Source organism: Pseudidiomarina gelatinasegens (assembly GCF_004025325.1).
GTDB lineage: Bacteria > Pseudomonadota > Gammaproteobacteria > Enterobacterales > Alteromonadaceae > Pseudidiomarina > Pseudidiomarina gelatinasegens.
This window is the reverse complement of sequence record NZ_RSFE01000003.1, coordinates 24,305-51,223: the sequence shown is the minus strand read 5'-3', so window position 1 is coordinate 51,223 and position 26,919 is coordinate 24,305. Positions and strand designations below refer to the sequence as shown.

The following is a 26,919-nucleotide window of genomic DNA, read 5'->3' as shown; positions in this document are numbered from 1 at the left end:
GCTTGAACTAAAGGCGAGATTTTAAGAACTGGATTAAATCGGTAAGTGGCATCGGACGGGCGAAGTAAAAGCCTTGTCCGAAGCCACAGCCGAAGTCTTTCAAAAGAGCAAGCTGCTCACGTGTTTCGACCCCTTCAGCGACAACTTTCAAGCCAACCTGGCGAGCCATATTAATAATACCTTGAGTTATTGCACGATCACTTGAAGAATCTGACAGCTCCTTGATAAAAGCGCGGTCTATTTTTAATTTACTTACCGGCAAGGTTTTTAAGTAACTCAGCCCAGAGAAACCCGTACCAAAGTCATCAATGGATACACTAATACCGATTTCACGCATCCGTTCCAGCACGGTGATGGCGTTCGAGGTATTCTCCATCAAGATACTTTCGGTTAACTCGAGTTCAATCATATCGGTGCTGGTGCGGCTTTCAGCTAAAATAGATTCAACTTGTTCAAAAAAGTTAGCACGGTGAAATTGCAACGCTGATAAGTTTACGGCGACACGTTCTATGCCTAAATCATGCAATTCGTGAATATCTTTACAAGCTTGTTTCAACGCCCAGCGACCCGCTGGAATGATTTGTCCGGTTGCCTCGGCTAAAGGAATAAACTCAACCGGTGAAATAGCTGTACCATCTTCCAATGTCCAACGCATAAGTGCTTCAACTGCAACGATTTTATCATTGGATAAATCAACGATGGGCTGGTAATACAATTTGAGGCTTTCGGCATCGATGGCTTGCTGCAGTTGGCTGCGCAATAATATGTCCGATTGCGACATAGATTTACGCTGCTCAGTGTAAAACTGATAATGGTTGCGACCTTGCTGCTTAGCTTGAGACATTGCAATATCAGCTTGCTGAATCAATGACAGGGCATTTTTGACTGTTCGTTTAGATAACGTCACACCAATACTGGCGGTTAAATAAATCTTATGTTCACCAACCGCATAGGGCTCATCAATAGACGCCATAACTTGTTGTATAAAGCCTTCCACCTGCTCTTGGCTGGTTAAATGGGTGACCGCTATGACAAACTCATCGCCGCTAAAGCGCGCCAAGAAGTTTGGTGCCTTGATGCAGGCCTGAAGCCTTGCAGCAACGTGCTGCAAAATCTCGTCGCCAACCTTTAACCCTAAACTGTCGTTAACCGGCTTAAACCCATCCAAATCAACAAATAGAACCGCCAGCAGGTTGTCGTCCTTTAATTGCCGTTGTTGAGCAAGCATAGTACTGAGTTCGCGCTCAAATGCTGCGCGATTATACAGACCTGTTAAACCGTCATGGCTTGCTTGATATGCTAATTGTTCGGCTTGCTGCTGCACTTGAGTAATGTCTTTGCCGATGCCAAAGGTACCGATAACTTCACCACCAATAACGATCGGTAAATTGGTGATATTAAACACTTTTAGTGTGTGAGATGTATGCGTGGTGACAATCGCATCGTAACGTTGACTGCTTAATTCAGTGATAACTTGCTCAAAAATAGGTTGCACGCGGGCAAACTGGTCATCGCTTAAAAATGCATTGAAGTGCATGTTTAGAACGTCTTCTCGAGTTACCTCTAACTGCTCACAGAAAGCATCATTGACGTGCGTAAATCGACCTTCACAATCGAGCGAAAATACCGGATCTGGATGGTGGCTAAACAAACTTCTATAGCGTTGCTCGTTAATCGACAGCTCTTGACGCTGTTTGCGAATTTTACGCTGACTGAGCGCAATGCGCTGACTGTGATGGCGTAATGCTTTATTTTGCTCAAACATCAGCACGAAAGCCAAACTAAATAATAGCCCTAACGCAACAATCGCCGTACGCATGTTGGCGGCCCAGGATAGCTCCGAAAAATCATATAACGTTGCGGTTAATTCTAACCGTGGCCCATGGGATATTTGCAGTTCACTGCTCGCTAGAATTAATTCATTTTCATGTGGCGGCTTATTGATGTCGAAACTGCGTTCGGCATGCTGCGATAACCGGGTATAAACTTTGATTTGATCGTTGGTTAGCCGTGTTGCGGGATTTAGCATCGTGTCTAAGTCGAACACTGCGATTAGGTAGCGAACGTCATCTACCACGTCAGCAATCGGGAGAATCATCAATGCTACAGCGGATAGATCGCTGTGTACAAAATGCAATTCCGGAATAATAAAGTTGGTGTCGATATGATGTTGCTCAAGCCATTGCTGCACTTCGGGGTCAGCCAACACCTGTAAACTCGGCATTTTGCTGTCAGCACGGTGCTCCTGCCAAATCGTACCTTTATTGCCATCCAGAGCAGAGAGGCTGAGTAAATGCGGAATATCGCGTAGGTACGCTCGCACGTCTGCTCGGCGATCAAAATCGAAGTCATTTTCTGCGGCGACTTCCCAGCGTTCTGTCATCCGTTCCATTAATTGAACATTGACCATGGCCATAGTTGCACGCGCCGAAGCGAGCCGTGTTACTTCAACTTCCGCTTGAGCTTGAATGTTTTTAAGGCTTGAATAACCCATCAAGTACCAGACTGAACTGGTAAGAAAGACTGCGACAAAGCCAATGATCATCGCTTGTTTACTTGGCAGTACCGCTACCGGATTATCTTGCTGGGCAAGTAAGCTGTAGCCAACCCCCAGAATGAGAATGAGTACCGCGGCAACGCTGGTTATATCAGGGTGGGGACCCAACCACATGAAGCCGTTCGAGCTGGTATGCACAGCCAGCATGGCAAGCGCCGATAAGGTCACAAGTGCCGCTGTAACGCGTAACCAAATGCGTTGGATAGGGTGTTGTGGATTTAATGCGAGCATAATGCCAAGAACGATAAATAATACGATCATGGCGGGATAAATAGCTGCGTCAAGCTCGGCTAGCCAAGGCATGAAGAGTATTTTGTAAAGATTCGTAGCAACCAACAAACTGTGTAACGCTGCCGCAATAATAACGCCACTACCGATAAATTGTAGCACCCGTTTTTTAAACAAGAGCCCAGCAATAGCAAAGCTTATGGCAATACAGATAAGGGACGAATTGTTGGATAACATTTGGTCGAATAAACTTTGCGGTTCAACCACGGCATTCATCAACAAGCCTAGAACACCAATCGTTAGGGTAGCGACTAGTGCAGTAAAAAGCGTTGCTGACACAACGAGTGGATTAATTCGAACCTTCGACAATTGAGATAGTGCCCTATTAAACTTTTATGAACGTCTGTCGGGTCACTATAGGGGAGATGTATTTACAAGGTCAACATACTTAGTAACGCATGATCAATCTTGGTTCGCCAGGGCCCAAAAAGTCATCGATTTGATTCTGTGTAGAAAACCCCATTTTTTGATACAGCGCTATGGCTGCTAGGTTGGTTGGTGAAACGCTTAGCTTTAGGTGCTTAAACTTACTCGGCGATTGACTGATGTGGTTTATCAGATGCTTGACTAACACAGCGCCGATGCCTTGACCGCGGGCCATTGAGTCAATCAATAATGACATGATCCAAAGTTCACTATTGGTGCCAGGTGCGGCCAACAAATACCCCAATACCCGATTCGACTTGGTTGCAACAATAGTGAACTCGGGCCACTGCGCGATTGCTTGATAAAATAGCGCACTCGGGTAGCCCTCAAGCGCGTATGTATTGCGCTCAAGAGCTTCCAGCTGGGGCACGTCAGCCGCGCGTGCCTGCCGAATCGTCAAATCGGTTTGCATTAACGGCTAAACTGCACACTAAAGGTAACCGGAACGCTATAATCAATCCGCGCTAAACCTGCAATTTCACGTAGCTTGTCAATACCGCTAACTAAGCCGAATGCTTTGGTGTCGATAATAATTGGCTGTGTTGTGGTTGCCAGAAAGCGATTTTCGCTAAGGCGCGTTACCTGCATGTGCGCGCTTACCGTGTCAGAATCGCCAGCAATGTAAACCATCATATCGGCTGATAATGGCAAAGTTCCACCCACAGGCATGTCGAGTAACACGGTGTCTTCAAGTGTCGCTTTAGCACTTACAATAGGGTACTCATTGGAATTAAATAAGTGCTCAAGCATGCGTTCGTTACGAATAGGAATTTGTGTGTCTAGACTAACGACTGGAATTTCGATGGTGACGGTATTGTTTTGCCACTCACCTTGAAGTTCTGTAAAACGATGCACTTCAGCAACATGGTCATTTTTAACTGAAACAAAACTGAGTTCCGAGTTGTCACTGTCGAGCTGCCAAGTGTCAGCATGTGCGACACTCATGAAAAGACCAGCTGAAATAAAACTGCTCACCAAAATATTTCTTAGAGACATACTGTTACTCCTCTTGTTGGGCTATAAAAGATAGCATATACATCAAATTTACTCGAGCAGCTGGCACCATAATTCGTAATCTGATGTATGATGACTAACCACGCATTGAATAGGGAACAAATATAACTATGTATACGGATTCACTCACGAATTTGTTCAGCGAGTTTCAATTTTCGGAGCAATTGTTGCGGCCCGTTATCTCGACTCTGATCTTGATTGCCGCGATTGTTATCGCGCGTGCAATTCTTGCTAAATTTATTCGTAAAAGTGTCCGTTCAACTGACTTGCGTCGGCGTTGGTTTGTCCACACGCGTAATGCACTGTTGTTGCTGATGGTGGTTGGCCTCATGCTCATCTGGGCAGAAGAACTGCGCACATTAGCACTCGGAATTGTTGCCATTGCGGTGGCATTCGTCGTTGCCACGAAAGAACTCATCATGTGTTTAACCGGCAGCCTTGTTAAATCAAGCGGTAGCGCATTCAGTATTGGTGACCGAATACAAATTAAAGACTTCCGTGGCGATGTTATCGATCAAAATCTACTAACAACCACAATATTGGAAGTAGGGCCGGGCAAACATTCGCATCAGCGCACCGGACGGATGATCTCAATACCCAATTCGCTATTTGTTTCCGAGCCGGTGACCAACGAAAGTTATACGCATGACTTTGTGCTGCATGTATTTACCGTGCCGTTTAAGCGTGAAGACAACTGGCATGCAGCGCAACAAGCCCTCCTAGAAGCCGCCAATCGGCACTGTTCCGATTATGTTGAGCAAGCTCGGCGGTACATGCAACGTATGAGTGATCATCGCGGTATTGATGTGCCATCGGCTGATCCTCGCGTGACCATCTCGGTGCCGGCCGCCGGTGAAATTCACTTAATTGTGCGCTTCCCCACAAAATCAGGTACCCGCAGTTTCATGGAACAAACTATTCTTAATGATGTGTTTTTGAATAATGATTTCACCAGCACTGCGATAAAAGAATTGGAACAACAAAATCCAGATAACTGACCCAACCTGACGACGTAAATTTACCTGCGCTAGCGAATGTTATATTGCGTTTTGGCAAGAAGCGTCTTATTCTTGCTTAAAGTCAATAATCATAAGTAAATGTTAATAAAAGATTATCTATCTCCCGATAGATAAGTCAGGGAAAGGTGGTCAGGAAGGGACTCCTCTTTTTATTGAACTGCGGGTGTCACGGAGGTTCTATTGCATCGTTCAGTTGTTGTATTTGCGTGCGCTAACAGTATCTTGCTTGCCGGCTGTGGTGACATACACCCTGCCTGTGAAACGATCCAGGCCCGCTCGGCGCTGATGCAGGCCGTAGGAGCCGGTACAGTGGCAAATAAAGCGATTCACATCGAACATATCAGTACGTTGCGAACCAATTATGTAACTGGTGAGGTGCTCTGTGCTGCAACGGTGATTACCACGGACATATTCGCAAACAAGGAAAAATCAACGATTGGATTTAATGTGCAGTATGACGGCCAAAATCAGCTTCATGTGAGCGTGTACGGCACTAACTGAGACTCTTAAGAAAGTCGCTGGCGGGTGCAGGGCGTCCAAATAAGTAGCCCTGATAAAGGTCGCAGCCATGTGCAGCCAAATAGTCACGTTGCGCCTGAGTTTCGACACCTTCAGCGATAATCTTCAAATCAAGACTATGCGCCAATTGAATCATCGCGCGCACGATCGAAGCCATAGACGGTTGGGTGAGCATTTCACGAATGAAACTCAAGTCAATTTTTAACGTTTCGAATGGAAGTTCCGCCAAGTAAGCCATTGACGAGTAACCGGTACCGAAATCATCAATCGCGAAATGCACCCCAATTTTTTGCAGTTCATTCATTTTATCCGCAACTAAATCAACATCGTGCACCATGACACTCTCTGTGACTTCCAACTTCAGTAACTGTGGTTGAATACCGTGGTACTTGATTTGTGCGAGCAGCCCCTGAACAAAGTCGGGTTGTTGAAATTGGCGTCCGCTAACATTCACCGCCAGGGTAAGCTGCTGAGTTTCTGGTTGCTGTTGCCAGTTATTTAATATTTCGCAGGCTTGTTCAATGATTAAATGCCCCAACGGAATAATTAAGCCAGTTTCTTCGGCTAACGGAATAAATTCCGCTGGCGAAATGAATCCATGCTTGGGGTGTTGCCACCGCAGCAGGGCTTCAGCACCTACCACCTGATCGTCGTTATTCACTTGAGCTTGCACGTAAAGTTGCAGTTCTTGTTTCTCGATAGCCGGCCGAAGATCGTGTTCTAAGTTTATGCGTTGTGTGGCCTGCTCAGCAAATTTAGTGCGGAAAATTTCAATACCACTGTGATGGTGATCGTTTTTTGCGTGGGCCAAGGCTAGGCTAGCTTGGCCTAAAACTGTGTCGGCATCAGAGCCCGCACTAAATCGGGTGATTCCAACTGAAACTGTCGAAAGATGGGTAAAGTGACCTAACTGATAAGATTGTTCCAACTGCTTCTGGATATCTTTTATCAATCGCAAAACTGTATTTTCTGAGGCCGCCACATCAGTTTCATGCGGACACGGCAAAATGACGGCAAATTCATTGCCGCCAAGGCGCGAAGCGAAACTTGATGAGCTGGCTTCGGTGGTTAATATGTCACGCAGGCGTTTTGCGACTTGTTGTAGCATCAAATCGCCATAGCTAGCGCCATAAGTATTATTGAGTGCTTTAAACTTATCGAGATCAAAAATGGCCAACGCGAAATGGTAACCGGTAAGTTGCTGCAATCGGTCGAGCAACATTTGCCGGTTTGCTAAGCCGGTTAAATTGTCTTGGGTTGCCAGATTATGGATTATTTTGTTGGCGGCCTTTTGCGATTTAGCCTGCGTGTATATGCGCTTATCTACTTGGGTTCCAATCACAGCCGCGACTGCCGCCAGCATGGCCGCAAAACCAATGGTGTAGGCTAGCCATTCATCATGCTGATGGACACCGTTAGTGTTGAGGGTGGCATAAAAGCGAGCCGCAAACATCGCGGTATAATGCATAGCACTAATAGCAAGTGCGATAACAGCGGCAGGAAATAGTCTGCTGAACAGTCGCTCAAGCTCTGTGCGTTGTGCCCACTGCGCCATAGCACGATAGGTGAGCATGGCGATGGTGCCAAGCAATAACGCGACAACAATTGACTTCATAAACCAGCGCACATCGTATAACAGCACGCCATTAAATTGCATAGCGGCCATGCCAATATAATGCATGGCGCCAATGCCGAGGCCTAAAACTAAGCCTGCGAAAATTGTCTTGATTAAGCCAGCCTGATAGGGGGCATCCACTTTGACCTGAGTGGCCAAGGCATACCAATTTGCAAAAATAGCAGGCAGCACAGAAACTAGTGTAATGCCAACATGATGTTTCATAGCCACAGGAATCTGAAAGGCAATCATACCAATAAAGTGCATACTCCAGACTGTAATGCCAGCTATGCATGCACTTACAAATATCCAAATTCTTCGAAATTTCGGTTGGCGATAGGAGCTTGCTCGTGTGAGCGTCAGTAACGACGTATAAACGCCCAGTAAAGCAACGAAGTACGAAAGCAGCACTAATGGGAGATTATGTTCGCCTGTTACCAAGCTTTGATTTGCCTGGCCAAAATCGAGAAATGTTTTAAGCAACTCGGTCATACGTGCCTTAGAGATGTTTTTTTATATTACGTAGGATGATGTCAAGTGGTTCATTTATTGATTGTCGACAATAAATTCGATAAGGCGCTTGGAATTTGCTTTTATTCCTCGTAAAATGCGACTTATCATTTAAACATGTCGACAATTATGACAGAAACACTTCAGAGCCCGTTGTGGCGCTCGCCGGTAACATCGTCCGACCGCTTACTGCTTGAAATGCAACGCGCCATTGTTGAAGGCGAGATTGCAGCAGGCAGTAAAATCAGTGAGCCTGAACTTGCGCGAAAATTTGACGTAAGCCGAGCGCCATTGCGTGAAGCTATGGCGCGCCTAGAGCGCTGTCACTTAATTGAGCGTATTCCGAACGCTGGCGCTCGCGTTGTAACCCTGTCCGCTGACGGTTTAAAAGCATTATACCAGATCCGTGAGGAACTGGAGGGATTAGCTTGTCGGTTAGCGGCCGAAAACATGGATGAGCATGAAGTTAATCAGTTGCAAGAATTGTTGGACCAGCATTTAGCGTCACAACGCGTGCGTGAAGGTGAGAGTTATTATCAAGAAGCCGGTGATTTAGATTTCCATTATCGCATCATCTTGGGTAGCAAAAATCCTTATCTGATTAATATGTTGTGCGACGAGCTGTACTTTTTAGTGCGCATGTATCGGGTGCAACTGGGTATGAACGGGCCACGGGTATCGCGGGCATTTGATGAACACAAAGCAATTATTAATGCCATTGCGAGCCGCGATGGTGAATTGGCGGATCTGTTGATGCGCCGTCACATTGCTGCGTCGCGCGGCAATATTGAATTAAAACTGCAACAATTGGGGAAGTAACATGACACAGATTCATAGTGCTGGCGCAAAGTTTCGCCAGGCCATTGCCGACAACAAGCCTCTGCAAATAGTGGGTACAATTAATGCCTACACGGCGATGATGGCTGAGCGCGTGGGTCACCAAGCGCTATACTTATCAGGCGCTGGCGTTGCCAACGCATCGTATGGCCTGCCTGACTTAGGCATGACCTCTTTGAACGACGTTTGTGAAGACATTCGTCGCATCACCGCTGCTACCGATGTACCTTTGTTGGTTGATGCGGATACGGGGTGGGGTGGAGCTTTTAATATTGCGCGCACTGTTAAAGAAATGACCCGTGCTGGCGCTGCAGGTTTTCATATTGAAGATCAAGTCGCTCAAAAACGTTGCGGCCATCGCCCGAACAAAGAAATTGTTTCTCAAGTAGAAATGGTTGACCGTGTTAAAGCTGCAGTTGATGCTCGTATTGATGATAAGTTTTTTATCATGGCGCGTACCGATGCATTTCAACAGGAAGGTTTGGAAGCTGCAATTGCACGCGCTCAAGCTTGTGTTGAAGCCGGTGCTGATGCAATTTTCGCTGAAGCTGTGCATACCCTGGAAGACTATAAAGCATTTACCGATGCCTTGAATGTGCCGGTACTTGCCAACATTACTGAGTTTGGTGCCACGCCACTATTTAGCAAGGATGAGCTGGCGGACGTCGGCATTGAATTGGTGCTGTATCCGCTGAGCGCGTTCCGTGCCATGAATAAAGCAGCACTCAATGTTTATGAAAGCATTCTAACGCAAGGGCATCAAAAAGATGTGGTCGATAGTATGCAAACGCGTGCGGAGTTGTACGATTTTCTGAATTACCACGCATTTGAAGATAAGCTTGATCAATTGTTTAAAAAATAAGAGCGTTTTTCGTTATTCGTTCGCTACGCTGTTCGTGCGTGCTTCGCACTGTTCGAATAGCGCAGCGTACTAACAGCATCGCGGACGAAAGGCGAAGCGCACGAAACACGGGTTTTAATGACTAGGAGTTAATATGTCGGATAAGAAATTAACAGGCGCGGGTTTACGCGGGCAAGTAGCTGGCGAAACAGCATTATGTACAGTAGGTAAAAGCGGTTCGGGCTTAACCTATTCAGGGTATGACATCAAAGAGTTAGCCGACAAAGTAAGCTTTGAAGAAGTTGCATACCTATTAGCGCAAGGCGAATTGCCAACCAAAGATCAGTTAGCGCAATTTAAAGCACGTCTGAAGCAACAACGTGGTTTACCACAAGAATTAAAAGACGTTTTAGAGCGTATTCCGGCTGACGCACACCCAATGGATGTTATGCGTACTGGCTGTTCGTTCTTAGGTAACCTTGAGCCAGAAGAAGACTTTAGCCAAGCGGATGCGAAAATTGAGCGCATGCTTGCTGCATTCCCAAGTATCTTGTTGTACTGGTACCGCTTTAGTCATGACGGTAAGCGCATCGAAACGCAAACTGATGATGATTCAATTGGCGCTCACTTCTTGCATTTGTTGCATGATAAAGCACCGTCTAAGCTACACACTGACGTGATGAATACATCACTGATTTTGTACGCAGAGCACGAGTTCAATGCGTCGACCTTTACTGCACGTGTTTGTGCATCAACGTTGTCAGACATTTTCTCATGTGTAACCGGTGCAATTGGCTCGTTGCGTGGGCCATTGCATGGCGGCGCCAATGAAGCGGCCATGGAATTGATTGAGAATATGAAAGACGCCGACGATGCTGAGCAGACATTAATGGGCATGCTTGAGCGTAAAGAAAAAATCATGGGCTTTGGTCATGCTGTGTATCGTGAATTTGATCCACGCAATGACATTATCAAAGCATGGTCTGAAAAACTTGGTAAAGAATTTGGTGACAGCCGTTTGTATGACGTTTCTGTGCGCTGTGAAGAAGTTATGTGGCGCGAGAAGAAGTTATTCCCGAATGCGGATTTCTTCCATGCATCGGCGTATCACTACATGGGCATTCCGACGAAATTGTTTACCCCAATTTTCGTGATGTCACGTGTTAGCGGTTGGACAGCACACGTTAAAGAGCAACGTGCGAATAATCGTATTATTCGCCCAAGCGCGGATTATACAGGCCCAGAACCGCGTCCTGTACCTGCTTTAGAAGACCGTTAAGCAGATGAAAAAGGGGCACTTCGGTGCCTCTTTGTTAATGAACAGAAGGGGACAGTTATGAATTCTGAATTTCGTAAACAGCTCCCGGGCACCACACTTGAGTATTTTGATACGCGTGCCGCGGTAGAAGCCATTAAACCAGGTGCTTATGACGGCCTGCCATACACATCAAAAGTTCTAGCAGAGCAGCTTGTACGTCGCTGTAACCCTGAAGATTTAACTGCTAGCCTCACGCAAATTATTGAGCGCCGAAGTGACCTTGATTTTCCGTGGTATCCAGCTCGTGTGGTATGCCATGACATCTTAGGCCAAACCGCTTTAGTTGACTTAGCCGGTTTGCGTGACGCCATTGCGGACAAAGGCGGTGACCCTGCCAAAGTAAATCCAGTGGTGCCAACGCAGTTGATCGTTGATCACTCGCTAGCCGTTGAACATGCTGGTTTTGACAAAGATGCGTTCGAAAAAAACCGCGAAATAGAAGACCGTCGCAATGACGACCGGTTTCACTTTATTAATTGGACCAAAACAGCCTTTAAGAACGTGGATGTAATTCCTCCAGGTAACGGCATTATGCACCAAATTAATTTGGAAAAAATGTCGCCGGTGGTGCAGATACGTGACAACGTAGCATTCCCAGATACCTGTGTTGGTACTGATAGCCACACGCCAATGGTTGACGCCTTGGGCGTTATATCAGTGGGCGTAGGCGGTTTAGAAGCTGAAAGCGTCATGTTAGGGCGCGCTTCATACATGCGCTTACCGGACATCATTGGTGTTGAATTGACTGGCAAACTGAAGCCGGGCATTACAAGTACCGATTTAGTGCTCGCTATTACCCACTTCTTGCGTAAAGAGCGCGTTGTTGGTGCTTATCTAGAATTTTATGGTGCTGGCGCTGATGCGTTGTCAGTGGGCGATAGAGCAACCATCTCGAACATGACGCCGGAATATGGCGCAACAGCTGCCATGTTCTACATTGACCAGCAAACCATTGATTATTTGAAACTGACTGGTCGTGATGACAAGCAGGTTGAACTGGTTGAGAAGTATGCGAAGCACACAGGTTTGTGGGCTGACAGCATGACTGAGGCAAAATACGAACGCGTACTGACGTTTGATTTGTCGAAGGTTGAACGCAACCTCGCCGGCCCATCAAACCCGCATGCGTTATTACCAGCTTCGGAGCTTAGCTCACGTGGTATTGCCGCTGATTATGATAAACCTACCGATGGCACCATGCCGGACGGCGCGGTAATCATTGCTGCAATTACCAGCTGCACCAATACCAGTAACCCGCGCAACATGATTGCCGCAGGCCTGATTGCCCGCAACGCGAACAAGCTAGGTTTGACCCGCAAGCCATGGGTGAAAACCTCACTGGCGCCGGGTTCTAAAACGGTAAAAATGTATCTGGAAGATGCCAAGCTATTGCCTGAATTAGAAACCTTAGGTTTTGGTGTTGTTGGCTTTGCCTGTACTACCTGTAACGGCATGAGCGGCGCGTTAGACCCGAAAATTAAAGATGAAATTATTAAACGCGATTTATACGCCACAGCAGTACTTTCGGGTAACCGTAACTTCGATGGCCGTATTCATCCACACGCCAAACAAGCATTCTTAGCGTCACCACCGTTAGTTGTCGCTTATGCGATAGCAGGTTCGATTCGCTTTGATATTGAAAAAGATGTGCTTGGTTTAGACAAAAATGGCAACCCAGTGACGTTAAAAGATATCTGGCCAAGTGATGAAGAAATCGATGCGATTGTGAAAACAGCGGTGAAACCAGAGCAATACCGTACGGTTTACGACCCAATGTTTGATCTGAGCGTGGACTATGGCGAGAAGAACAACCCGCTGTATGAATGGCGCCCACAAAGCACCTACATTCGTCGACCTCCGTATTGGGAAGGTTCATTTGCATCGGCTAATAGCCTGAAGGGGTTACGCCCGTTAGCCGTGCTTGGTGATAACATCACGACTGACCACTTGTCGCCATCGAATGCCATTATGTTAGATAGCGCAGCCGGTGAGTATTTACACAAAATGGGTTTGCCGGAAGAAGACTTCAATTCTTATGCAACTCACCGTGGTGACCACTTAACCGCGCAACGCGCCACCTTTGCCAACCCGAAAATATTTAACGAAATGGTGCGTGACGAACATGGTGAAGTGATTCAAGGCTCGCTAGCGCGAGTTGAGCCAGAAGGCAAAACCATGCGCATGTGGGAAGCGATTGAAACCTATATGGAACGTAAGCAGCCACTGATCATTATTGCCGGAGCGGATTATGGTCAAGGTTCATCGCGCGACTGGGCAGCGAAAGGTGTTCGCCTTGCTGGTGTTGAGTGTATCGTCGCCGAAGGTTTCGAGCGCATTCACCGTACCAACTTAATTGGTATGGGCGTGTTACCGCTGGAATTTGAAGCGGGTACAACGCGTAAAACGCTAAACATTGATGGCAGCGAAACCTACGATGTTGAAGGTGATATCCAGCCGGGTGCGAAGATGACCTTGGTCATCAATCGTGCCGATGGTGAAACTGTCAAAGTGCCGGTGAAATGCCGTTTGGATACCGCTGAAGAAATGTCGATTTACACGGCCGGCGGCGTCTTGCAGCGTTTTGCACAAGACTTCTTAGCCGGTGAGGTTAGTTAGTATGGCGTTTCCTCCGCAATTGAAAATCGCCGCCACCTATATGCGTGGCGGCACTTCAAAAGGTGTCTTCTTTAAATTAGATGACCTGCCTCAAGCGGCTCAAACCGCAGGCCCTGCGCGTGACAAATTATTGCTACGCGTTATTGGTAGTCCCGATCCGTATGGCAAGCACACGGACGGCATGGGTGGGGCGACATCAAGTACCAGTAAAACGGTGATTTTGTCGCGCAGTGAACGTGCAGACCACGATGTCGACTATTTGTTTGGTCAGGTATCCATTGATAAGCCGTTTATTGATTGGAGCGGCAACTGCGGCAATTTAACTGCTGCGGTAGGCTCGTTCGCTATTAGTAACGGTTTGGTTGACGCTGCACGTATTCCTGAAAATGGTGTTGCTGTGGTGCGTATTTGGCAGGCGAACATTCAAAAAACCATTATTGCGCATGTCCCCATTACCAACGGTGAAGTGCAAGAAACAGGTGATTTTGAACTGGACGGCGTGACCTTTCCCGCCGCAGAAGTGCAAGTTGAATTTATGGACCCCGCGTCGGATGAAGACGGCCAGGGCGGCTCCATGTTTCCAACCGGCAATGTGGTTGACGAGTTTGAGGTGCCAGGCTTAGGCACGCTGCAGGCAACCTTTATTGATGCAGGTATCCCAACTATTTTTGTGAATGCAGCTGACATTGGATATACCGGTACCGAACTGCAAGGCGCAATTAATGAGAACGCGGATGCGCTGTTGATGTTTGAAAAATTGCGCGCACATGGCGCCGTTAAAATGGGTTTAATCGACGCCATCGACGAAGCCGCCGCACGTCAACACACGCCGAAAATTGCTTTTGTTGCACCGCCAGCTGACTATGTGTCTTCAAGCGGCAAACCCGTTAACGCATCAGACATCGACGTGTTGGTACGTGCGATGTCGATGGGTAAGTTACACCATGCAATGATGGGCACAGCAGCCGTGGCCATTGCAACCGCAGCAGCGGTTCCTGGAACCTTGGTGAATTTAGCTGCCGGTGGTGGTGATCGTAATGCTGTTGTGTTTGGCCACCCGTCAGGTACGTTACGCGTTGGCGCAGAAGCGAAAAAATTAAATGGTGAATGGACAGTGACGAAAGCCATTATGAGCCGCAGCGCGCGGGTGCTCATGGAAGGCTGGGTGCGTGTACCACAAAGCTAAACGTCTAGGACCATGATGCAAGAACGTGAATCAGTTCGGTTAAATAAGTTCATCAGTGAAAGCGGTATCTGCTCGCGGCGCGAAGCAGACCGCTTTATTGAACAAGGCGTGGTGACCTTAAATGGGCGCACCGCGGTGGTTGGCGATAAAGTTGGCGCCGGCGATAAAGTAACGGTGAATGGCCGTTTAATTGAAGCGCAGAACAAAGAAAAGTTTGTTTTCATTGCGCTGAACAAACCGGTTGGGGTGGTGTGCACAACCGACTCAGCCGAGCGTAACAACATTACTAACTTTGTTCGTCACCGCGAGCGTATTTTCCCAATTGGGCGGTTGGATAAAGATTCCGAAGGGTTGATTTTCCTTACCAGCAACGGCGACTTGGTGAATAAAATTCTTCGTGCTGGTAATCAGCATGAAAAAGAATATGTGGTTACTGTGCATCGGCCCATTACGCCTGACTTTATCTCAGGCATGGCGAGCGGCGTGCCCATTTTGGGCACGCGGACCAAACGCTGCAAAGTGGAGCAACTGTCCACCTTTGTGTTTCGGTTAACCTTAGTTGAAGGTATGAATCGCCAAATTCGACGCATGTGCGAATATTTTGATTATGAGGTTCGCAAGCTTGAGCGCACCCGTATTATGAACATACGGCTTGGCAATTTGCAGGTCGGGCAATGGCGAAATCTAACTGAACAAGAGTTGTCGCAGCTAATGAAGTCTATTGAAGGTTCCTCTGGTTTAGCGCCAGAAGGGCACCGCAGCCGTCGGCCAAAGCCCGGAACAGCTAAGCCTGGTGTAGCGAAAATAGGTGCGAAGCGTCGTCCGCCGGTGAAGGCTAAAAAAGGCTGGCCGTATGACTAAGCCAGTTTCAAAAAAGTGCCCCTGTGGTGGCGGTAAATATGCGAAATGCTGTGAGCCATTTCATGCTGGAACGAAGCATGCTCGAACCCCGGAAGAGCTTATGCGATCGCGTTATAGCGCCTATGCCCGAGGCCGCGAACAGTACCTGCGTGACACGTGGCATGCCAGCAGTCTGCCGAGTGATTTTAACTTATCCGATGATAATCCAACATGGTTGCAGCTGCAGATTCTAGCGACCGGTACCCATGGCAATCGTGGCTATGTGCATTTCAAAGCTTATTTTCAGATTGATGATGATATCGGTGTGATGGAAGAGCAGTCGCATTTCGTCCGTGAGAATGGGCGCTGGTACTACCTTGACGGCGAAGCAGTCGAATGAAGTCAGTTAATTTTTGATCAATGCGGAATCCCGACTAAAGTTAAAACAACTTAATTTTGAAGGGGTAACGCAATGACAGTCGTAAAAATTGGATCTATTGCTGTGCTAGTTTCCTTGCTTACGGGTTGCAGCAGTTGGATGGAAGAACACGAACGCGCAATGGACCGCGCCCGAGCGCACCAATGGAATGAGATGATGGACAAGCATCATAACGAACCGGGTGCGACTGGACCGAAATGGCAAATCCCCAACGCCAAAAGTCAGAGTTACCTCACCTATTTAGAACAACTTACGCAGCAAAATATCGATGGCTTGATGCAGGCGAGTGATGGCTTGAATTGTCAACTCGACGACGTGACTTCAAGTTTTGTTATGCATCAAATGACACCAGAAGCGATTGCTCGTGTGCGCCAGAGTACGGCGGATTTAGTGCAAACGGAGCAGCGCGGTCAGTCGATTACTGTGCTTTCCGGAGATTGTGCGCAAGGTAAGTTAAATGGACCAGTTAGCGCGGTGTATACGGATAATTCGTATTCGCGCACTGAGTTTTTCTCTGGCGAAACCCAAATAACAGGTCGTATTGATGGCCACTTCAAAGACGGTGTGCTGCACGGTGAAGCCCGCGTTATCACCATTGATAGGTCAAACTTTAATGGGTCATGGCGTGAGCTACGTTACTTTAATATTGGCGTTTATGACAATGGCAAGCCGGTTGGTGATCATGTGAATGTTGCTGGCAATGACGACGGACGATCCGTGACAGTAACTCAGCATTTAGAGCAAAACCGTGCATTAATAAATAGTTGGATGAATGGCCGACCGAATACGCGTTATCATACCTTGAATGGCCAAATTGATGGCTGGATGGAATTCGCCAGTGCCGTGTTGAAAGACTCCCCGTCATGCTACCGCGCGGGCAAGCAGCTGCCGGTTACTGCATATTGCCATCAAATAGCTCCAAGTTTGGTGCAACTTAAGCGCGTAGAAGCACCAGCTGACTATGCGCGGGTAGAATCGCACGGAGAAGTTGCCACAGCACCTGTTTCGAGAACGCCTGACGCTAACACAACCGCGGCCTCATCAGCATCCGCTGAGTCTTTCACTGGCGGAACATGGAACGTGCCAGCCGTCGGTTTTTATTCGTGGCTGAAGCCACCTTCAAACGCAACCTTGGCTAGTGCCAACGCGGCCTCTTATATGCCTAAGCTCACCACAATGCTTGCAGGGGATGTTGCTGCGCAATTGACCCCAGGCAGTCAACAAGAGTGTGTACTCGATGCCGATACTAAGAGCTACATTTTGTTTCAATTGACCGCTGATGAACATGCCGCGCAACGTACTGCACAGCGAAAACACAATTTTGATTACGACGATGGTGCCGCGGATATTATCGTTAGCCAGGGGCAATGCACGGACGGAACAATACAGGGCCGATTCGTGGCACATTATACGCATCCGCATCGGTTCAGTACGGGCGCCTACCAACAAATATCTGACATATATGGTCGTGTTGAAGGGCAGTTCATTGATGGGCGTTTGCACGGTGAGTTAAAACGTATTTGGCTGCAACAAGCCAAGTCAGGCTCCATGGCTGCCACCGATGTTGGCGCAAGTTTGGTGCAGTTTAACAGTGGCCAGCGGGTGCAAGATGAGCTGCAGTTGTTAGCGATACCGAATTCTCGTTCCACGCGGGTGATCAAAACCACCTATCGTTCAGATGGACGTGAGAAATTAGAAATCTGGCTTAACGGTAAGCGCCAAATTTCGTCGGTGATGCGCAATGGGCTCAACGACGGCTTTATTAAATACCATGACCCAGCACTGAACAACTTGGAGCAATGTTATCGCGATGGTGTTGTGCAGCAAAGTAATAGCTATTGCCAACAGGTTGGCTTCTAGCTGGTGGTGTGTTTGCTCGCTCGGCTAGGTGCCGCAAAAGGTTTGCGTTACAGCTTGCTCTTTGGCAGCCGGTTGCATTAGGTCGGCAAACTCGCTGCGTTCTAAATAGGGCTTACTGAGGGCTTTGTTCAATCGGTTAAACTCGATTAATGAGCCCTGCTCGGTTGCAGCATCAATAACGTGCTGCACCAAGTGATTGCGAGGAATGTACGCCGGATTGACGGTATTCAGTTTGGTTTTCAACGCTGTAATATCGCGCTCGCCAATCGCCGTCAGCCAATCTGCATGCCATACCTGCCAATCTGCGCTGTTGTTAAATAGTTTCTGTAAACGTTCCTGGTTGGCATCACCGAGATAACGAAACGCAAGGGTGAAATCAATGTGTTGTTGCTGCAACAGCGTTAAGTAGCGGGTAACTAACGGTTGTGCGGTTTCAACAGGTAACCCAATCTTAGCGCTCATATTTTGCCAGTAGTATTGCTCATAGATGTCCTGAAAACCTTCTATTTCTGCGGTACCGATAGCGACAGCCTGATCCGGGTCGTCTGCTAACAACGGCAACAAAGTTTCAGCGAATCGTGCAATATTCCAGAGCCCAATAGCGGGTTGATTCTGGTAGGCATAGCGCCCGCGTTTGTCGATGAAACTGAACTTGGTGGCCGGGTCATAAGCTTCCATAAATGCGCAGGGGCCGTAATCAATGGTTTCACCGCTTAGTGTCATATTGTCAGTGTTCATGACGCCGTGAATAAAGCCAATACTCATCCACTTCGCAATTAATTTCGCCTGGTTGTTCATGACCTGACGCAGCAGTGCCAGATAGGGCTGCTCGTCTGATACCGCATCAGGGTAATGGCGTTGCAGCACATAATCAGCAAACTTTTTTAGCAACTCAAAGTCTTTTAAAGCCAACACGTATTGTGCAGTACCAACACGCAGATGACTGGCAGCGACACGGGTCAAAATGGCGCCTGGTTCGGCTTGTTCACGCTGTACCAGTTCACCGGTCGCTACTGCAGCTAGTGCGCGTGTGGTTGGCACACCAAGCGCATGCATCGCTTCACTGACGATGTACTCGCGTAGCACAGGGCCAATTGGAGAGCGACCATCACCGCCGCGTGAGAATGGCGTGCGACCGGAGCCTTTTAGCTGAATGTCGAAGCGTTGTTGGTGTTTATCGACCACTTCAGTCAATAGCAGCGCGCGCCCATCACCTAGTTGAGGAACAAAATTTCCAAATTGATGGCCCGCATAGGCAAGCGCTGCCGGCTTTGCCCAGTCGGGCACTTGGTTACCAGAAAATATCTGCAAACCGTGTTCGGACAACCAAAGATTATCTGGCAGTTCGAGTTCCGCTGCCAAGGCTTCATTAAACGCTATCCATTGCGGTGCTTGCACTGGCGTTGGCTCACAAGGTGCAAATAGCTGATCGGAGATTTCTTGGTAACTGTGCTCTGGACGAAACGGCATAACAACAACCTTGGTGATTACGTACTTGCCGTTAGTTTATCATGCGTAAGAGGAGGGTGCAGTCCTTGGACTGCACCCTGCGTTTTAACATGGAGTTACCAATGATATGAGGCAGTTATGAAGCTGTGATCTTCTTCGCTGCTTACAATGCTGTAGCCAAGGCCAACACTGATATTCGATGTGACAAAGTAACGTCCGCTCAGGCTAATTTCCTGACTGTCTAGATTGCCGATATCATAATGGCGAATACTGGCATCCACTTCAAAGGCATCGACAAAACGATGGCGCACACCAACTTTTAAGTTCCAGCCTGAGTCATCTGCAGAAATATCAGGAAACGAAGTGTTTCTTACAACGATTTCGATCCAAGCAAGCCCTCCTGAAACATAAGCTGTGGTATTGCCTTCGTTATAAAATTTGTAACCGACGTTTCCGTATATTCTTGAAATATCGCTTTTTTCAACATAAATAACGTCGGTAGATTGTACAAAATTGTAATCTGAGGAGACTTTTGTGTAATCGGCGGTCAAGAACCAACTCTCGGCGAAAGTTTGGCTGAATGAAGCAGTAAATCCGTCAAGCGATTCATCCACATAATCAGCTTTTAAAGAACCGCCGCTGATAAAGTCAAAGCTTGGCGAAGATTCTGTTTGTGCAAAAACTGAGCTTGATGTGGCAGCTAGAGCGATTGCTAGCGCGCAATTTGTCCATATATTCACGGGATTTTCCTTGTGTTTTAGTCATCCCACTCAGTTTATGCCGCCCACGTATTCGCTACAACAGTTCCATTTGTAACTATTTGTAATAAAAGGGTTAAGAAGGGCGCAAGTCGCCGTGAAGGAACTTGCAAACAAATACGACTTTACCGTATTTATTGAATGACCATTTAATACAAACTTGTAGTGCTTCCATAACATCATCGTAATCACCAAACAGCTGCGTGCTGAGTGTATTGGTGATGATATGAACCTTATCGAATGTCGCCAGTTCATCAATAAAGCCGCGAATGGGCTCAATGTAATTTTCTGTTAGCGGGTACTTGCTGATATCTACGGTTAATTTCATCTGCGTATTCCTCCTGAAGACTTTCGCTAATTATATCACCTTGTAGGTAGTTCCCTTTATTCAAATTACCCATGATTTTCTTGTGGTTAAGTTTGTTGATCAGGATCAATTTTTTTAACCAGTGACCCTATAAAATGTGCGGAAATTACTAAGGAGAGCTGTATGAAAAAGTCATTATTGGTTTGTAGTTTACTTGCGGCAATTGGCGCAGCACCAGCATACGCGGACACATTTAGTGTGAATGTGGGTGCCATTGGTGTCATGCCAAACGATAGCAGTTCTAATCTACCTGTGGTTGAAACTGTTGCTGGCCTGGCAAATGGCAGCACCGGTGTTACCGTAGATAACAACACGCAACTAGGCCTTACTTTTGATTACAAAGTTACCGACAATTGGACGTTAGAGTTGGTTGCGGCAACGCCATTTAGCCATGAAATTCACGGTACAGGTGCTTTAGCGGGATTGAAAATTGGCGAAACCAAGCACTTGCCACCTACGTTATTAGCGCAATATCACTTTGATATCGGTTCAGATAACGTGAAGCCATTTGTTGGCTTTGGCTTAAATTACACCACGTTTTTTGAAGACAACGTATCGAATGAATTGGTTGATACGCTCGGCGCTTTAGGCGTTGCAACAGCTGGTGATCATGTTGACTTAGCTTTATCAGATAGCTTTGGTTATGCGTTGCAAGCCGGTGTGAACTGGAAGCTAACTGACAAATGGGGTGTTCATTTCATGGTGTCGAAGATGGATATCGATACTGACGCTGACGTGCGCCTGAATGGCACGACCATAGAATCGGTGGCTGTTGAAGTTGATCCCACCGTGGCCATGTTGGGCTTACGCTATACCTTCTAACTATGTATTGTACGAAAAGAGGAGGGGTGCAGTCCTAGGACTGCACCCCTTTTTTATTAAAGCTTCTGGGCGAGTCGTTCGCTTAACGCACGAATACGCTGGCCATCAAGCAAAACTAACAGCCCGGCGATAGGCCAGGCAATGTAAAATGCCGTGAACCAACGTCCCCAAAAACCTGAGTCAAAGCCCGTGTTTATCCACGTGATCAAACAGGTCATCAAAAGCGCCATGTAACAGCTCATTAATGCAGGGAAAATTAGCTTCTTCATAGTCATTTGCTACCGTAATTTAGTAATACCTTAAATACACTGGCGCAGATTCTATGAATAACCCTACTTAAAGTCAAAAGTTAATCGGTGATCGGCGCGAACAATAACGGCGTATACTAAAGCGAGCATTAAATCACTTCGAGGTAGCATTTGTGTCGACACAGCTGGTTTTATTTTTCGATGGCGGTTGTCCGCTTTGCGTGAAAGAAATGCGTCATTTAAAAGCAAAGGACAAGCAAAAAAAGCTGCGCTTTGAGAATATTTGGGCGTCTGACTTTGCCGAGCGTTATCCGCAGGTTGATATTGCTGAAGCGAATCGTATTTTGCATGGCCAAAAAGCAAATGGCGAAATGATTTATGGGTTAGACGTTACCCATGCCGCTTGGTCAGCCGTAGGGCGAGGTTGGATGACAGCTATGTTACGTTGGCCATTGATTCGATGGTTTGCCGATAAAGGCTATTTGTATTTCGCGCGTAACCGAAACGGCATCTCGAAACTTATTACCGGTAAAGAACGCTGCATGCAGTGTTCACTCGACGAATAGGTGAATTTCAGGCACAAAAAAAGGAGCGAATACGCTCCTTTTTATCAAACTAACAACGGCGATTAAATCGCTACGATGTTCTCAGCTTGTGGGCCTTTAGGACCTTGAGTGATCGAGAACGATACACGTTGGCCTTCGGCTAAGGTTTTGAAACCGGTGCTGGCGATTGCGCTAAAGTGAGCAAATACGTCTGCGCCACCTTGTTGCTCAATAAAACCAAAACCTTTCGCTTCGTTAAACCACTTTACAACGCCATTTACTGTATTAGACATAATATTATCCTGAAAATTTTAATTAATTAGCCGCCATAGCCAATGCCATGAACGGGATCATGCGGGGTAAAAAATGAAACTTAAAACTACAGGACGAAGATATACTGCTAATAATGCGACGTAGAGGAGATTTAACTTGCTGTTTCTTAACCAACGAGGGCCACTGTACGCCTATTCACAGCTAAGTCAAACTTTATTTTGGGCGAGTTACATATTAATAGATAAATTACTGTACAAAAATTGCACAATTCAAAATGTTGGACTAAACATAATGCTCCTAAAATTTTCGCGGAAGAGCGAAGGAGCACTGACATGAAATGTTCACATGGATTTGCAGTTTTGGCTTTGGTTGTTGGGTTTTTCTCAGGTTCGGCGATAGCGGGTAACGGTGTTGTTATTACTTGGCAGAACTCATCCGGTTATTGGTTTGCATGCGGCCCAGTGCAATGCAGTAGTTCGGGTTCGCGCAGCGAAGAAGAGGCGATGTCTTACGTTATCCACGAAGATAGACACGGTGTAAGCTTCCGCAATAAAAGCGGTCGTTGTTATCTTTACGATGCTTCAAATGTTGAGTCGTATGAAAATTCATCTGAAAAAGTTTATCGCTTAGCGAAGTGTTGATTCCTGGTATTAAAATTAATCCCCAAGGGCAGTTGGTGACTATGCCGCGTTAATTGCTTTTGGGGATTAGTTCATTAAACGATCGATTTCTGTTTTAGCGACCGTATAGCATTCGCAGCAAAGCTGTTCCAATTTGCGGCGGTTGGTAACCCATATATGGCCGCGATTATAATTAATAGCGCCGTGTTTATGAAGGCGCCTAGCAGCTTCCGTGACACTTTGACGACGTACGCCCAACGTATTAGCGATTAGCGCTTGAGTCATGGCTAGGTGGTTGTCTTTGACGAGGTCTAACGACAGCAACAGCCAGCGGCATAATTGTTGCTCAATATTATGATGCCTATTGCATACAGCAGTTTGCGACATTTGGGTTAACAGCGTTTGAATATATCGCAATACTAAGAGCATCAATTCACCATGACGATGAAATTCCTGCGCAATATGCTCCGTTGCCAAACGATAAGCAAAGCCAGAACCCTGTACCACGGCGCGGAGCGTGGTGGTACCGCCACTCATAAATAATGAGACCCCAACTAAACCATCATGTCCAACAACCGAAACCTCGGTAGAAGCACTGTCTTTCAAAACATGTACCAAAGAGACAATGCAACTGGTAGGGAAGTATACGTAGCGGATTAATTCACCGGACTCATGAAGCACTTTACCTAGCGGCATCTCAATAACTTCCAAATGCGGGAAAAGACGCTGTTGTACTTCTAAGGATAGGCTGTACAACAATTTGTTTTGGTTCGGTAAGTGAGTGCCCATCAGTGTAGTTGGATCTTTCACGGGCGTGATAATCGTCGCTGGCATGTAGGTAACCCGTCGGGAAGTTTAGCTGCGGTCATGACTTGTAATCCTAAGGTACTCAATTGTAACGGCTGAATCGATGAGATTACCCGCATTAAACACATCGCACTGTGCGATAACACACAGAGCGCACCCTAATTGAAAATATACGACACAGAGTGTCGCTAGCGTCAGGTATAGTATTGTTGTTTAAAAAATATTAAAAAATAATTAAAAAGAACATTAATGAAAGCAACCTCTGTTTACCAAATCATTCATCAGCTCATGCGCTTGCACACGCTACCTTGCGTTAGCTCAAGTGCAATGGACGATCGCCAAGGGCGAGTTGATGCATTACACGTCGCACTCGATGGACGCGGCTATAAAGGGCCGCGTCCGTCACGCCAATTGACGCGTATGACTGCTGATGTCATCAATGCTGCGCTCTATGCGACAGACCCCATGGAAACATGCTGCAAAGAGAATGATCGTATAACTGAGTATCAGGTAATCGCGTTGACAGTGCTTCAGAACATACAAAACGGAATGGTCATGGAGGCGGCTCTTGACCAAGCTTTGTGTGAAATTTTTGGAGACCACCTGGTAAACGGCGAGCAAATAGAACGCGTGATGCATGAACTCGTTGGAATGTCACAAGGGTGACAATGGATACAATCATTCCAACACGTCGTGGTTTTACAGCAAAGCTCCAGTGCCTTTAAGGCACTGGAGCTTTTAAAACTTAAAAATGATAACTAACACCAAAGTCAAAGCTACTCGCGTCGCTATCTAAACGGCTATAGCCGGCGAAAAAGCTTAAGTTTTGTTGTCCGTAATATCGGCCGCGAAGACTAAATTCTTGATCTGTTTCGTCGGCAATATCAATGTGGCGTACAGCAATATCGAATTCAACGTTCGATGCAAAACGTGAGCGCAAGCCTAACTGAGCGTTCACGCCAGAATCACTCTCGCTCATTTCACCAAGAAAAGTACCTGTTGAATCGGTGGCGTCGCCCGAAACCTTTCCACGTGTATAACCAACACTGCCGTATACGACGGTAGAACCGTTATTAAAAAACTTATAACCAAGATTACCGTGAGTTAACAAAGCTGATATTTCAGCGTTAACCGTACCTTGGTTGGTTACTAACGCGATCTCTTCTGAAACATCAGTGTGTTTTGCGCTGAAGAATACGTGCTCGTTAAACGATTTCTCAATGTGAATTCCGAATCCACTTAATGATGCGTCAGCAATGTCGTAATTCACATAACTTGCGCCGACATGGTCGAAACTAGGGGTTGTGTCTTCGTTGGCGAAGGCTAATGGAGAGATAACGAGTGATGAGATTGCTACGAGTTGAACAACTTTTTTATTGAATAACATGTAATGTCCTTATTAAAACTTCAATTAAGCTTTAAATAAGAACAACTTAGCTCTATTAAGTCAACCATAAATTCGACTGAGGGTAATGATTGCTACTGCGGGATATGAATTCTAGAAAAGTGGTGCGTCCGAGTAGACTCGAACTACCGACCCCTACCATGTCAAGGTAGTCTGGGGTGATTTTTATCTTTATACCTTAATGTACATTGCTTTACAACCATTGGTACATAAGGGCTGCAGCTATCCGTCATCTCAGCGTCGCTTAAAACCCATTAAGGTAAATTAGCATGGTCACCGCCAACTTGGTCACATGGTCTTGGCATGAAATCATGCTATTTTGAGCGGCAAAAAAGCATGATTTCATGCTATTTGGGATTTTGGTGTGTGCATAGATATGCATTTTAGTGAGTTTTTAGAGGGCGTTTGGTTCGTTGTGAAGTGCTATAATTAGCGCAAGCCTAAACGATGAGAAGGAGGATTTTGTCATGTTTAGTCGGTTGCTAAAACCGAGAACAACTTATAATTCGAACCTGTCAGAATTCGTGCGAAATGCAAAATCGCGCGAAAAGAAGCGTGTGTATGCTCGGGTAATTGATAAAGCAATTGAGGCGCAAAACGAAGTGATTGAACGCCAAAATGCAACGTCAAAGCATCGTTGATGAATTTAATACAAAACGGAGGCAACTGCCTCCGTTTTTGGTCTAGCTCTCTCCACTTACAAGTGATGTTGATCAGCGCTCCGCAAAGCCAAAAATGGTCCTGAGTCGCTTTGTTTCCTCGTCAAGTACTTCAGAAAATAAATCGAATATTACCCCACGTTTAATAATATACATTGGCGCGAAGAAAGCGGCGTTATTCAATTCCTTCATAAACAGCTCTACCGATTCATCAGTTACTGGTGTCACTGATGGAAAAACAGCAACAGGGGAGGATGCTTCGGCGAAATCTTCAAAGGAGATATCAAGGTTTCCTTCATCATCCAAATCGTATGTTGGCGGGTTTTCGCAATAATGCCGATATAGCTTAGGCAACAGGTATTGCCCAAACCATTCTGATGATTGCCACCAATCCAAGTCTAATGCCGATTCTGCAAAACTCATATAGTCTTTTATATCAAATATTGCGATAACCGGGAGCTGAGATAGCTGCTTGAAAGCCACATCAACGTCAGTATGTTTATGTAATACTTTCCAATGACTAAAGCCATAGCTTTTTGCAATCAAATCTAACGATTGTGTATGTGTAAGGTGTGGCTTGGCTTTCTTGAGCTCCTTGGCTTTTCGTTTTAGCTGCTCAATATCGCGCTCAGAAAAGTAAGGCACTGGCTGGTGTATTGGGGGATTACGTTCGTACATACTAATATCCTCAAATAGCGCTCAAGCACTGCCTGCGAATACTTTTGCTAAATGAAGTATCAGTTTATATTTGATTGAATGAATACGTCTTCCCTTGGGGTTTGCCGAAGCAGGCTGCTGGCGCAGACGAACGCCACTCGTAATAATTTAGAGCATCTTTATGGCCATGTCCACCATGTTATCCCTATGTATGGTTAAGCATGAACTACCTTAGCGGCCTTCAACCTCTAGGTCTTATTCTGAGAAGTTCAAATCTTTATTAGTAAAATGAAAGCCGCTCATTAAAAATGAGCGGCTTTGGGGTTTGTATCGGCCATGCCAATTTAGATTCACAATTAGTGCCGTTAGCTGTAGCACTTGCACTTAATCGTCCGACTTATCTTTATCCTTATGATGGTGCCAT

General features: G+C 46.4%; 26 protein-coding genes. 14 read left to right on the top strand and 12 right to left on the bottom strand.

Annotation, left to right across the window (positions count from 1 at the left end; translation table 11 throughout):
• Nucleotides 1-7: 7 nt before the first annotated feature.
• The 3 genes from EGC76_RS04500 to EGC76_RS04490 form a co-directional block, all read right to left on the bottom strand.
• A complete protein-coding gene (locus EGC76_RS04500; RefSeq protein ID WP_164876791.1) occupies nucleotides 8-3,124 on the bottom strand; it encodes a putative bifunctional diguanylate cyclase/phosphodiesterase in 3,117 nt (1,038 codons plus the stop codon).
• Nucleotides 3,125-3,233: 109 nt separating this feature from the next.
• Entirely contained in the window at nucleotides 3,234-3,683 is a 450-nt protein-coding gene (locus tag EGC76_RS04495) for a GNAT family N-acetyltransferase (protein WP_128351816.1), read from the bottom strand.
• The gene (locus EGC76_RS04490) at nucleotides 3,683-4,267 is read right to left on the bottom strand and encodes a YceI family protein (RefSeq protein ID WP_128351815.1); all 585 of its coding nucleotides are present in this window, start codon (nucleotides 4,265-4,267) and stop codon (nucleotides 3,683-3,685) included. The genes EGC76_RS04495 and EGC76_RS04490 overlap by 1 nt, the downstream gene beginning before the upstream one ends.
• Before the next feature lie 128 nt (nucleotides 4,268-4,395).
• Here EGC76_RS04490 and EGC76_RS04485 point away from each other — a divergent pair, with 128 nt between their 5' ends.
• Both EGC76_RS04485 and EGC76_RS04480 read left to right on the top strand, forming a co-directional pair.
• On the top strand, nucleotides 4,396-5,283 hold the full coding sequence (locus tag EGC76_RS04485; RefSeq protein ID WP_128351814.1) for a mechanosensitive ion channel domain-containing protein: 888 nt from the start codon (nucleotides 4,396-4,398) through the stop codon (nucleotides 5,281-5,283).
• Nucleotides 5,284-5,484: 201 nt separating this feature from the next.
• The gene (locus tag EGC76_RS04480) at nucleotides 5,485-5,805 is read left to right on the top strand and encodes a hypothetical protein (protein WP_128351813.1); all 321 of its coding nucleotides are present in this window, start codon (nucleotides 5,485-5,487) and stop codon (nucleotides 5,803-5,805) included.
• Here the strand turns inward: EGC76_RS04480 and EGC76_RS04475 are convergent.
• A complete protein-coding gene (locus EGC76_RS04475; RefSeq protein ID WP_128351812.1) occupies nucleotides 5,798-7,930 on the bottom strand; it encodes a putative bifunctional diguanylate cyclase/phosphodiesterase in 2,133 nt (710 codons plus the stop codon). The two genes, EGC76_RS04480 and EGC76_RS04475, sit on opposite strands and share 8 nt — an antisense overlap.
• Before the next feature lie 147 nt (nucleotides 7,931-8,077).
• Here EGC76_RS04475 and EGC76_RS04470 point away from each other — a divergent pair, with 147 nt between their 5' ends.
• From EGC76_RS04470 to EGC76_RS04435, 8 genes are all read left to right on the top strand, one after another.
• Nucleotides 8,078-8,767 carry a GntR family transcriptional regulator gene (locus tag EGC76_RS04470; RefSeq protein ID WP_128351811.1) on the top strand — a complete coding sequence of 230 codons (690 nt, stop codon included), beginning with the start codon at nucleotides 8,078-8,080 and terminating at the stop codon, nucleotides 8,765-8,767.
• 1 nt (nucleotide 8,768) lies between these two features.
• Entirely contained in the window at nucleotides 8,769-9,647 is an 879-nt protein-coding gene (prpB, locus tag EGC76_RS04465) for a methylisocitrate lyase (RefSeq protein ID WP_128351810.1), read from the top strand.
• Nucleotides 9,648-9,780: 133 nt separating this feature from the next.
• Complete coding sequence (gene prpC / locus EGC76_RS04460) at nucleotides 9,781-10,905, top strand: bifunctional 2-methylcitrate synthase/citrate synthase (protein WP_128351809.1); 1,125 nt, start codon at nucleotides 9,781-9,783, stop codon at nucleotides 10,903-10,905.
• A 57-nt stretch (nucleotides 10,906-10,962) separates the two neighbouring features.
• Complete coding sequence (gene acnD, locus EGC76_RS04455; RefSeq protein WP_128351808.1) at nucleotides 10,963-13,560, top strand: Fe/S-dependent 2-methylisocitrate dehydratase AcnD; 2,598 nt, start codon at nucleotides 10,963-10,965, stop codon at nucleotides 13,558-13,560.
• Nucleotide 13,561: 1 nt separating this feature from the next.
• Entirely contained in the window at nucleotides 13,562-14,746 is a 1,185-nt protein-coding gene (gene prpF / locus EGC76_RS04450; RefSeq protein WP_128351807.1) for a 2-methylaconitate cis-trans isomerase PrpF, read from the top strand.
• Between the two features lie 12 nt (nucleotides 14,747-14,758).
• Nucleotides 14,759-15,607, top strand: coding sequence for a 23S rRNA pseudouridine(2604) synthase RluF (gene rluF, locus EGC76_RS04445; RefSeq protein ID WP_246013899.1), 849 nt, complete (start codon nucleotides 14,759-14,761; stop codon nucleotides 15,605-15,607).
• The gene (locus EGC76_RS04440) at nucleotides 15,600-15,986 is read left to right on the top strand and encodes a YchJ family protein (protein ID WP_128351806.1); all 387 of its coding nucleotides are present in this window, start codon (nucleotides 15,600-15,602) and stop codon (nucleotides 15,984-15,986) included. Before rluF ends, EGC76_RS04440 begins: the two co-directional genes overlap by 8 nt.
• Before the next feature lie 72 nt (nucleotides 15,987-16,058).
• A complete protein-coding gene (locus EGC76_RS04435; RefSeq protein WP_128351805.1) occupies nucleotides 16,059-17,885 on the top strand; it encodes a hypothetical protein in 1,827 nt (608 codons plus the stop codon).
• Between the two features lie 24 nt (nucleotides 17,886-17,909).
• Here EGC76_RS04435 and EGC76_RS04430 read toward each other — a convergent pair whose 3' ends face one another.
• The 3 genes from EGC76_RS04430 to EGC76_RS04420 all read right to left on the bottom strand — a co-directional run bounded on the left by EGC76_RS04430 (nucleotide 17,910) and on the right by EGC76_RS04420 (nucleotide 20,420).
• Nucleotides 17,910-19,355, bottom strand: a complete 1,446-nt coding sequence (locus EGC76_RS04430; protein ID WP_128351804.1) for a protein adenylyltransferase SelO — start codon at nucleotides 19,353-19,355, stop codon at nucleotides 17,910-17,912.
• Between the two features lie 95 nt (nucleotides 19,356-19,450).
• Nucleotides 19,451-20,074 (bottom strand): outer membrane protein, encoded by a 624-nt coding sequence (locus EGC76_RS04425; RefSeq protein ID WP_128351803.1) that lies wholly within the window; start codon nucleotides 20,072-20,074, stop codon nucleotides 19,451-19,453.
• Nucleotides 20,075-20,168: 94 nt separating this feature from the next.
• Nucleotides 20,169-20,420, bottom strand: coding sequence for a YkoF family thiamine/hydroxymethylpyrimidine-binding protein (locus EGC76_RS04420; protein ID WP_128351802.1), 252 nt, complete (start codon nucleotides 20,418-20,420; stop codon nucleotides 20,169-20,171).
• A gap of 162 nt (nucleotides 20,421-20,582) precedes the next feature.
• On the opposite strand from EGC76_RS04420, the gene EGC76_RS04415 reads away from it, so the two are divergent.
• Complete coding sequence (locus EGC76_RS04415; RefSeq protein ID WP_128351801.1) at nucleotides 20,583-21,281, top strand: OmpW/AlkL family protein; 699 nt, start codon at nucleotides 20,583-20,585, stop codon at nucleotides 21,279-21,281.
• A 56-nt stretch (nucleotides 21,282-21,337) separates the two neighbouring features.
• On the opposite strand, the gene EGC76_RS04410 is transcribed toward EGC76_RS04415, so the two are convergent.
• On the bottom strand, nucleotides 21,338-21,550 hold the full coding sequence (locus EGC76_RS04410) for a DUF2798 domain-containing protein (protein ID WP_484297934.1): 213 nt from the start codon (nucleotides 21,548-21,550) through the stop codon (nucleotides 21,338-21,340).
• A gap of 152 nt (nucleotides 21,551-21,702) precedes the next feature.
• Here EGC76_RS04410 and EGC76_RS04405 point away from each other — a divergent pair, with 152 nt between their 5' ends.
• Entirely contained in the window at nucleotides 21,703-22,095 is a 393-nt protein-coding gene (locus tag EGC76_RS04405) for a thiol-disulfide oxidoreductase DCC family protein (RefSeq protein ID WP_281277719.1), read from the top strand.
• 62 nt (nucleotides 22,096-22,157) lie between these two features.
• Here the strand turns inward: EGC76_RS04405 and EGC76_RS04400 are convergent, their stop codons facing one another.
• Complete coding sequence (locus tag EGC76_RS04400; protein WP_128351799.1) at nucleotides 22,158-22,367, bottom strand: cold-shock protein; 210 nt, start codon at nucleotides 22,365-22,367, stop codon at nucleotides 22,158-22,160.
• A gap of 312 nt (nucleotides 22,368-22,679) precedes the next feature.
• Here EGC76_RS04400 and EGC76_RS04395 point away from each other — a divergent pair, with 312 nt between their 5' ends.
• On the top strand, nucleotides 22,680-22,988 hold the full coding sequence (locus EGC76_RS04395; RefSeq protein WP_128351798.1) for a hypothetical protein: 309 nt from the start codon (nucleotides 22,680-22,682) through the stop codon (nucleotides 22,986-22,988).
• Between the two features lie 66 nt (nucleotides 22,989-23,054).
• Here the strand turns inward: EGC76_RS04395 and EGC76_RS04390 are convergent, their stop codons facing one another.
• The gene (locus EGC76_RS04390; RefSeq protein WP_181950949.1) at nucleotides 23,055-23,756 is read right to left on the bottom strand and encodes a Crp/Fnr family transcriptional regulator; all 702 of its coding nucleotides are present in this window, start codon (nucleotides 23,754-23,756) and stop codon (nucleotides 23,055-23,057) included.
• A 267-nt stretch (nucleotides 23,757-24,023) separates the two neighbouring features.
• Between EGC76_RS04390 and EGC76_RS04385 the strand changes: the two genes are divergently transcribed.
• Nucleotides 24,024-24,440 carry a hypothetical protein gene (locus EGC76_RS04385; protein WP_128351797.1) on the top strand — a complete coding sequence of 139 codons (417 nt, stop codon included), beginning with the start codon at nucleotides 24,024-24,026 and terminating at the stop codon, nucleotides 24,438-24,440.
• Between the two features lie 79 nt (nucleotides 24,441-24,519).
• On the opposite strand, the gene EGC76_RS04380 is transcribed toward EGC76_RS04385, so the two are convergent.
• Both EGC76_RS04380 and EGC76_RS04375 read right to left on the bottom strand, forming a co-directional pair.
• Nucleotides 24,520-25,161, bottom strand: coding sequence for an outer membrane beta-barrel protein (locus EGC76_RS04380; RefSeq protein WP_128351796.1), 642 nt, complete (start codon nucleotides 25,159-25,161; stop codon nucleotides 24,520-24,522).
• Between the two features lie 731 nt (nucleotides 25,162-25,892).
• Nucleotides 25,893-26,516, bottom strand: a complete 624-nt coding sequence (locus EGC76_RS04375; RefSeq protein WP_128351795.1) for a glyoxalase superfamily protein — start codon at nucleotides 26,514-26,516, stop codon at nucleotides 25,893-25,895.
• Between the last annotated feature and the right edge of the window lie 403 nt (nucleotides 26,517-26,919).

Excerpts from the sequence above, each read along its gene's own strand:
- EGC76_RS04440 (WP_128351806.1), top strand. The coding sequence starts at position 15,600 with ATGACTAAGCCAGTTTCAAAAAAGTGCCCCTGTGGTGGCGGTAAATAT.
- EGC76_RS04420 (WP_128351802.1), bottom strand. The coding sequence starts at position 20,420 with ATGAAATTAACCGTAGATATCAGCAAGTACCCGCTAACAGAAAATTAC.
- EGC76_RS04485 (WP_128351814.1), top strand. The coding sequence starts at position 4,396 with ATGTATACGGATTCACTCACGAATTTGTTCAGCGAGTTTCAATTTTCG.
- EGC76_RS04390 (WP_181950949.1), bottom strand. The coding sequence starts at position 23,756 with ATGGGCACTCACTTACCGAACCAAAACAAATTGTTGTACAGCCTATCC.
- EGC76_RS04380 (WP_128351796.1), bottom strand. The coding sequence starts at position 25,161 with ATGTTATTCAATAAAAAAGTTGTTCAACTCGTAGCAATCTCATCACTC.
- prpB (WP_128351810.1), top strand. The coding sequence starts at position 8,769 with ATGACACAGATTCATAGTGCTGGCGCAAAGTTTCGCCAGGCCATTGCC.
- EGC76_RS04475 (WP_128351812.1), bottom strand. The coding sequence starts at position 7,930 with ATGACCGAGTTGCTTAAAACATTTCTCGATTTTGGCCAGGCAAATCAA.
- acnD (WP_128351808.1), top strand. The coding sequence starts at position 10,963 with ATGAATTCTGAATTTCGTAAACAGCTCCCGGGCACCACACTTGAGTAT.
- rluF (WP_246013899.1), top strand. The coding sequence starts at position 14,759 with ATGATGCAAGAACGTGAATCAGTTCGGTTAAATAAGTTCATCAGTGAA.
- EGC76_RS04395 (WP_128351798.1), top strand. The coding sequence starts at position 22,680 with ATGAAATGTTCACATGGATTTGCAGTTTTGGCTTTGGTTGTTGGGTTT.
- EGC76_RS04470 (WP_128351811.1), top strand. The coding sequence starts at position 8,078 with ATGACAGAAACACTTCAGAGCCCGTTGTGGCGCTCGCCGGTAACATCG.
- EGC76_RS04375 (WP_128351795.1), bottom strand. The coding sequence starts at position 26,516 with ATGTACGAACGTAATCCCCCAATACACCAGCCAGTGCCTTACTTTTCT.
- prpC (WP_128351809.1), top strand. The coding sequence starts at position 9,781 with ATGTCGGATAAGAAATTAACAGGCGCGGGTTTACGCGGGCAAGTAGCT.
- EGC76_RS04415 (WP_128351801.1), top strand. The coding sequence starts at position 20,583 with ATGAAAAAGTCATTATTGGTTTGTAGTTTACTTGCGGCAATTGGCGCA.
- EGC76_RS04385 (WP_128351797.1), top strand. The coding sequence starts at position 24,024 with ATGAAAGCAACCTCTGTTTACCAAATCATTCATCAGCTCATGCGCTTG.
- EGC76_RS04490 (WP_128351815.1), bottom strand. The coding sequence starts at position 4,267 with ATGTCTCTAAGAAATATTTTGGTGAGCAGTTTTATTTCAGCTGGTCTT.
- EGC76_RS04435 (WP_128351805.1), top strand. The coding sequence starts at position 16,059 with ATGACAGTCGTAAAAATTGGATCTATTGCTGTGCTAGTTTCCTTGCTT.
- prpF (WP_128351807.1), top strand. The coding sequence starts at position 13,562 with ATGGCGTTTCCTCCGCAATTGAAAATCGCCGCCACCTATATGCGTGGC.
- EGC76_RS04430 (WP_128351804.1), bottom strand. The coding sequence starts at position 19,355 with ATGCCGTTTCGTCCAGAGCACAGTTACCAAGAAATCTCCGATCAGCTA.
- EGC76_RS04400 (WP_128351799.1), bottom strand. The coding sequence starts at position 22,367 with ATGTCTAATACAGTAAATGGCGTTGTAAAGTGGTTTAACGAAGCGAAA.
- EGC76_RS04495 (WP_128351816.1), bottom strand. The coding sequence starts at position 3,683 with ATGCAAACCGATTTGACGATTCGGCAGGCACGCGCGGCTGACGTGCCC.
- EGC76_RS04410 (WP_484297934.1), bottom strand. The coding sequence starts at position 21,550 with ATGAAGAAGCTAATTTTCCCTGCATTAATGAGCTGTTACATGGCGCTT.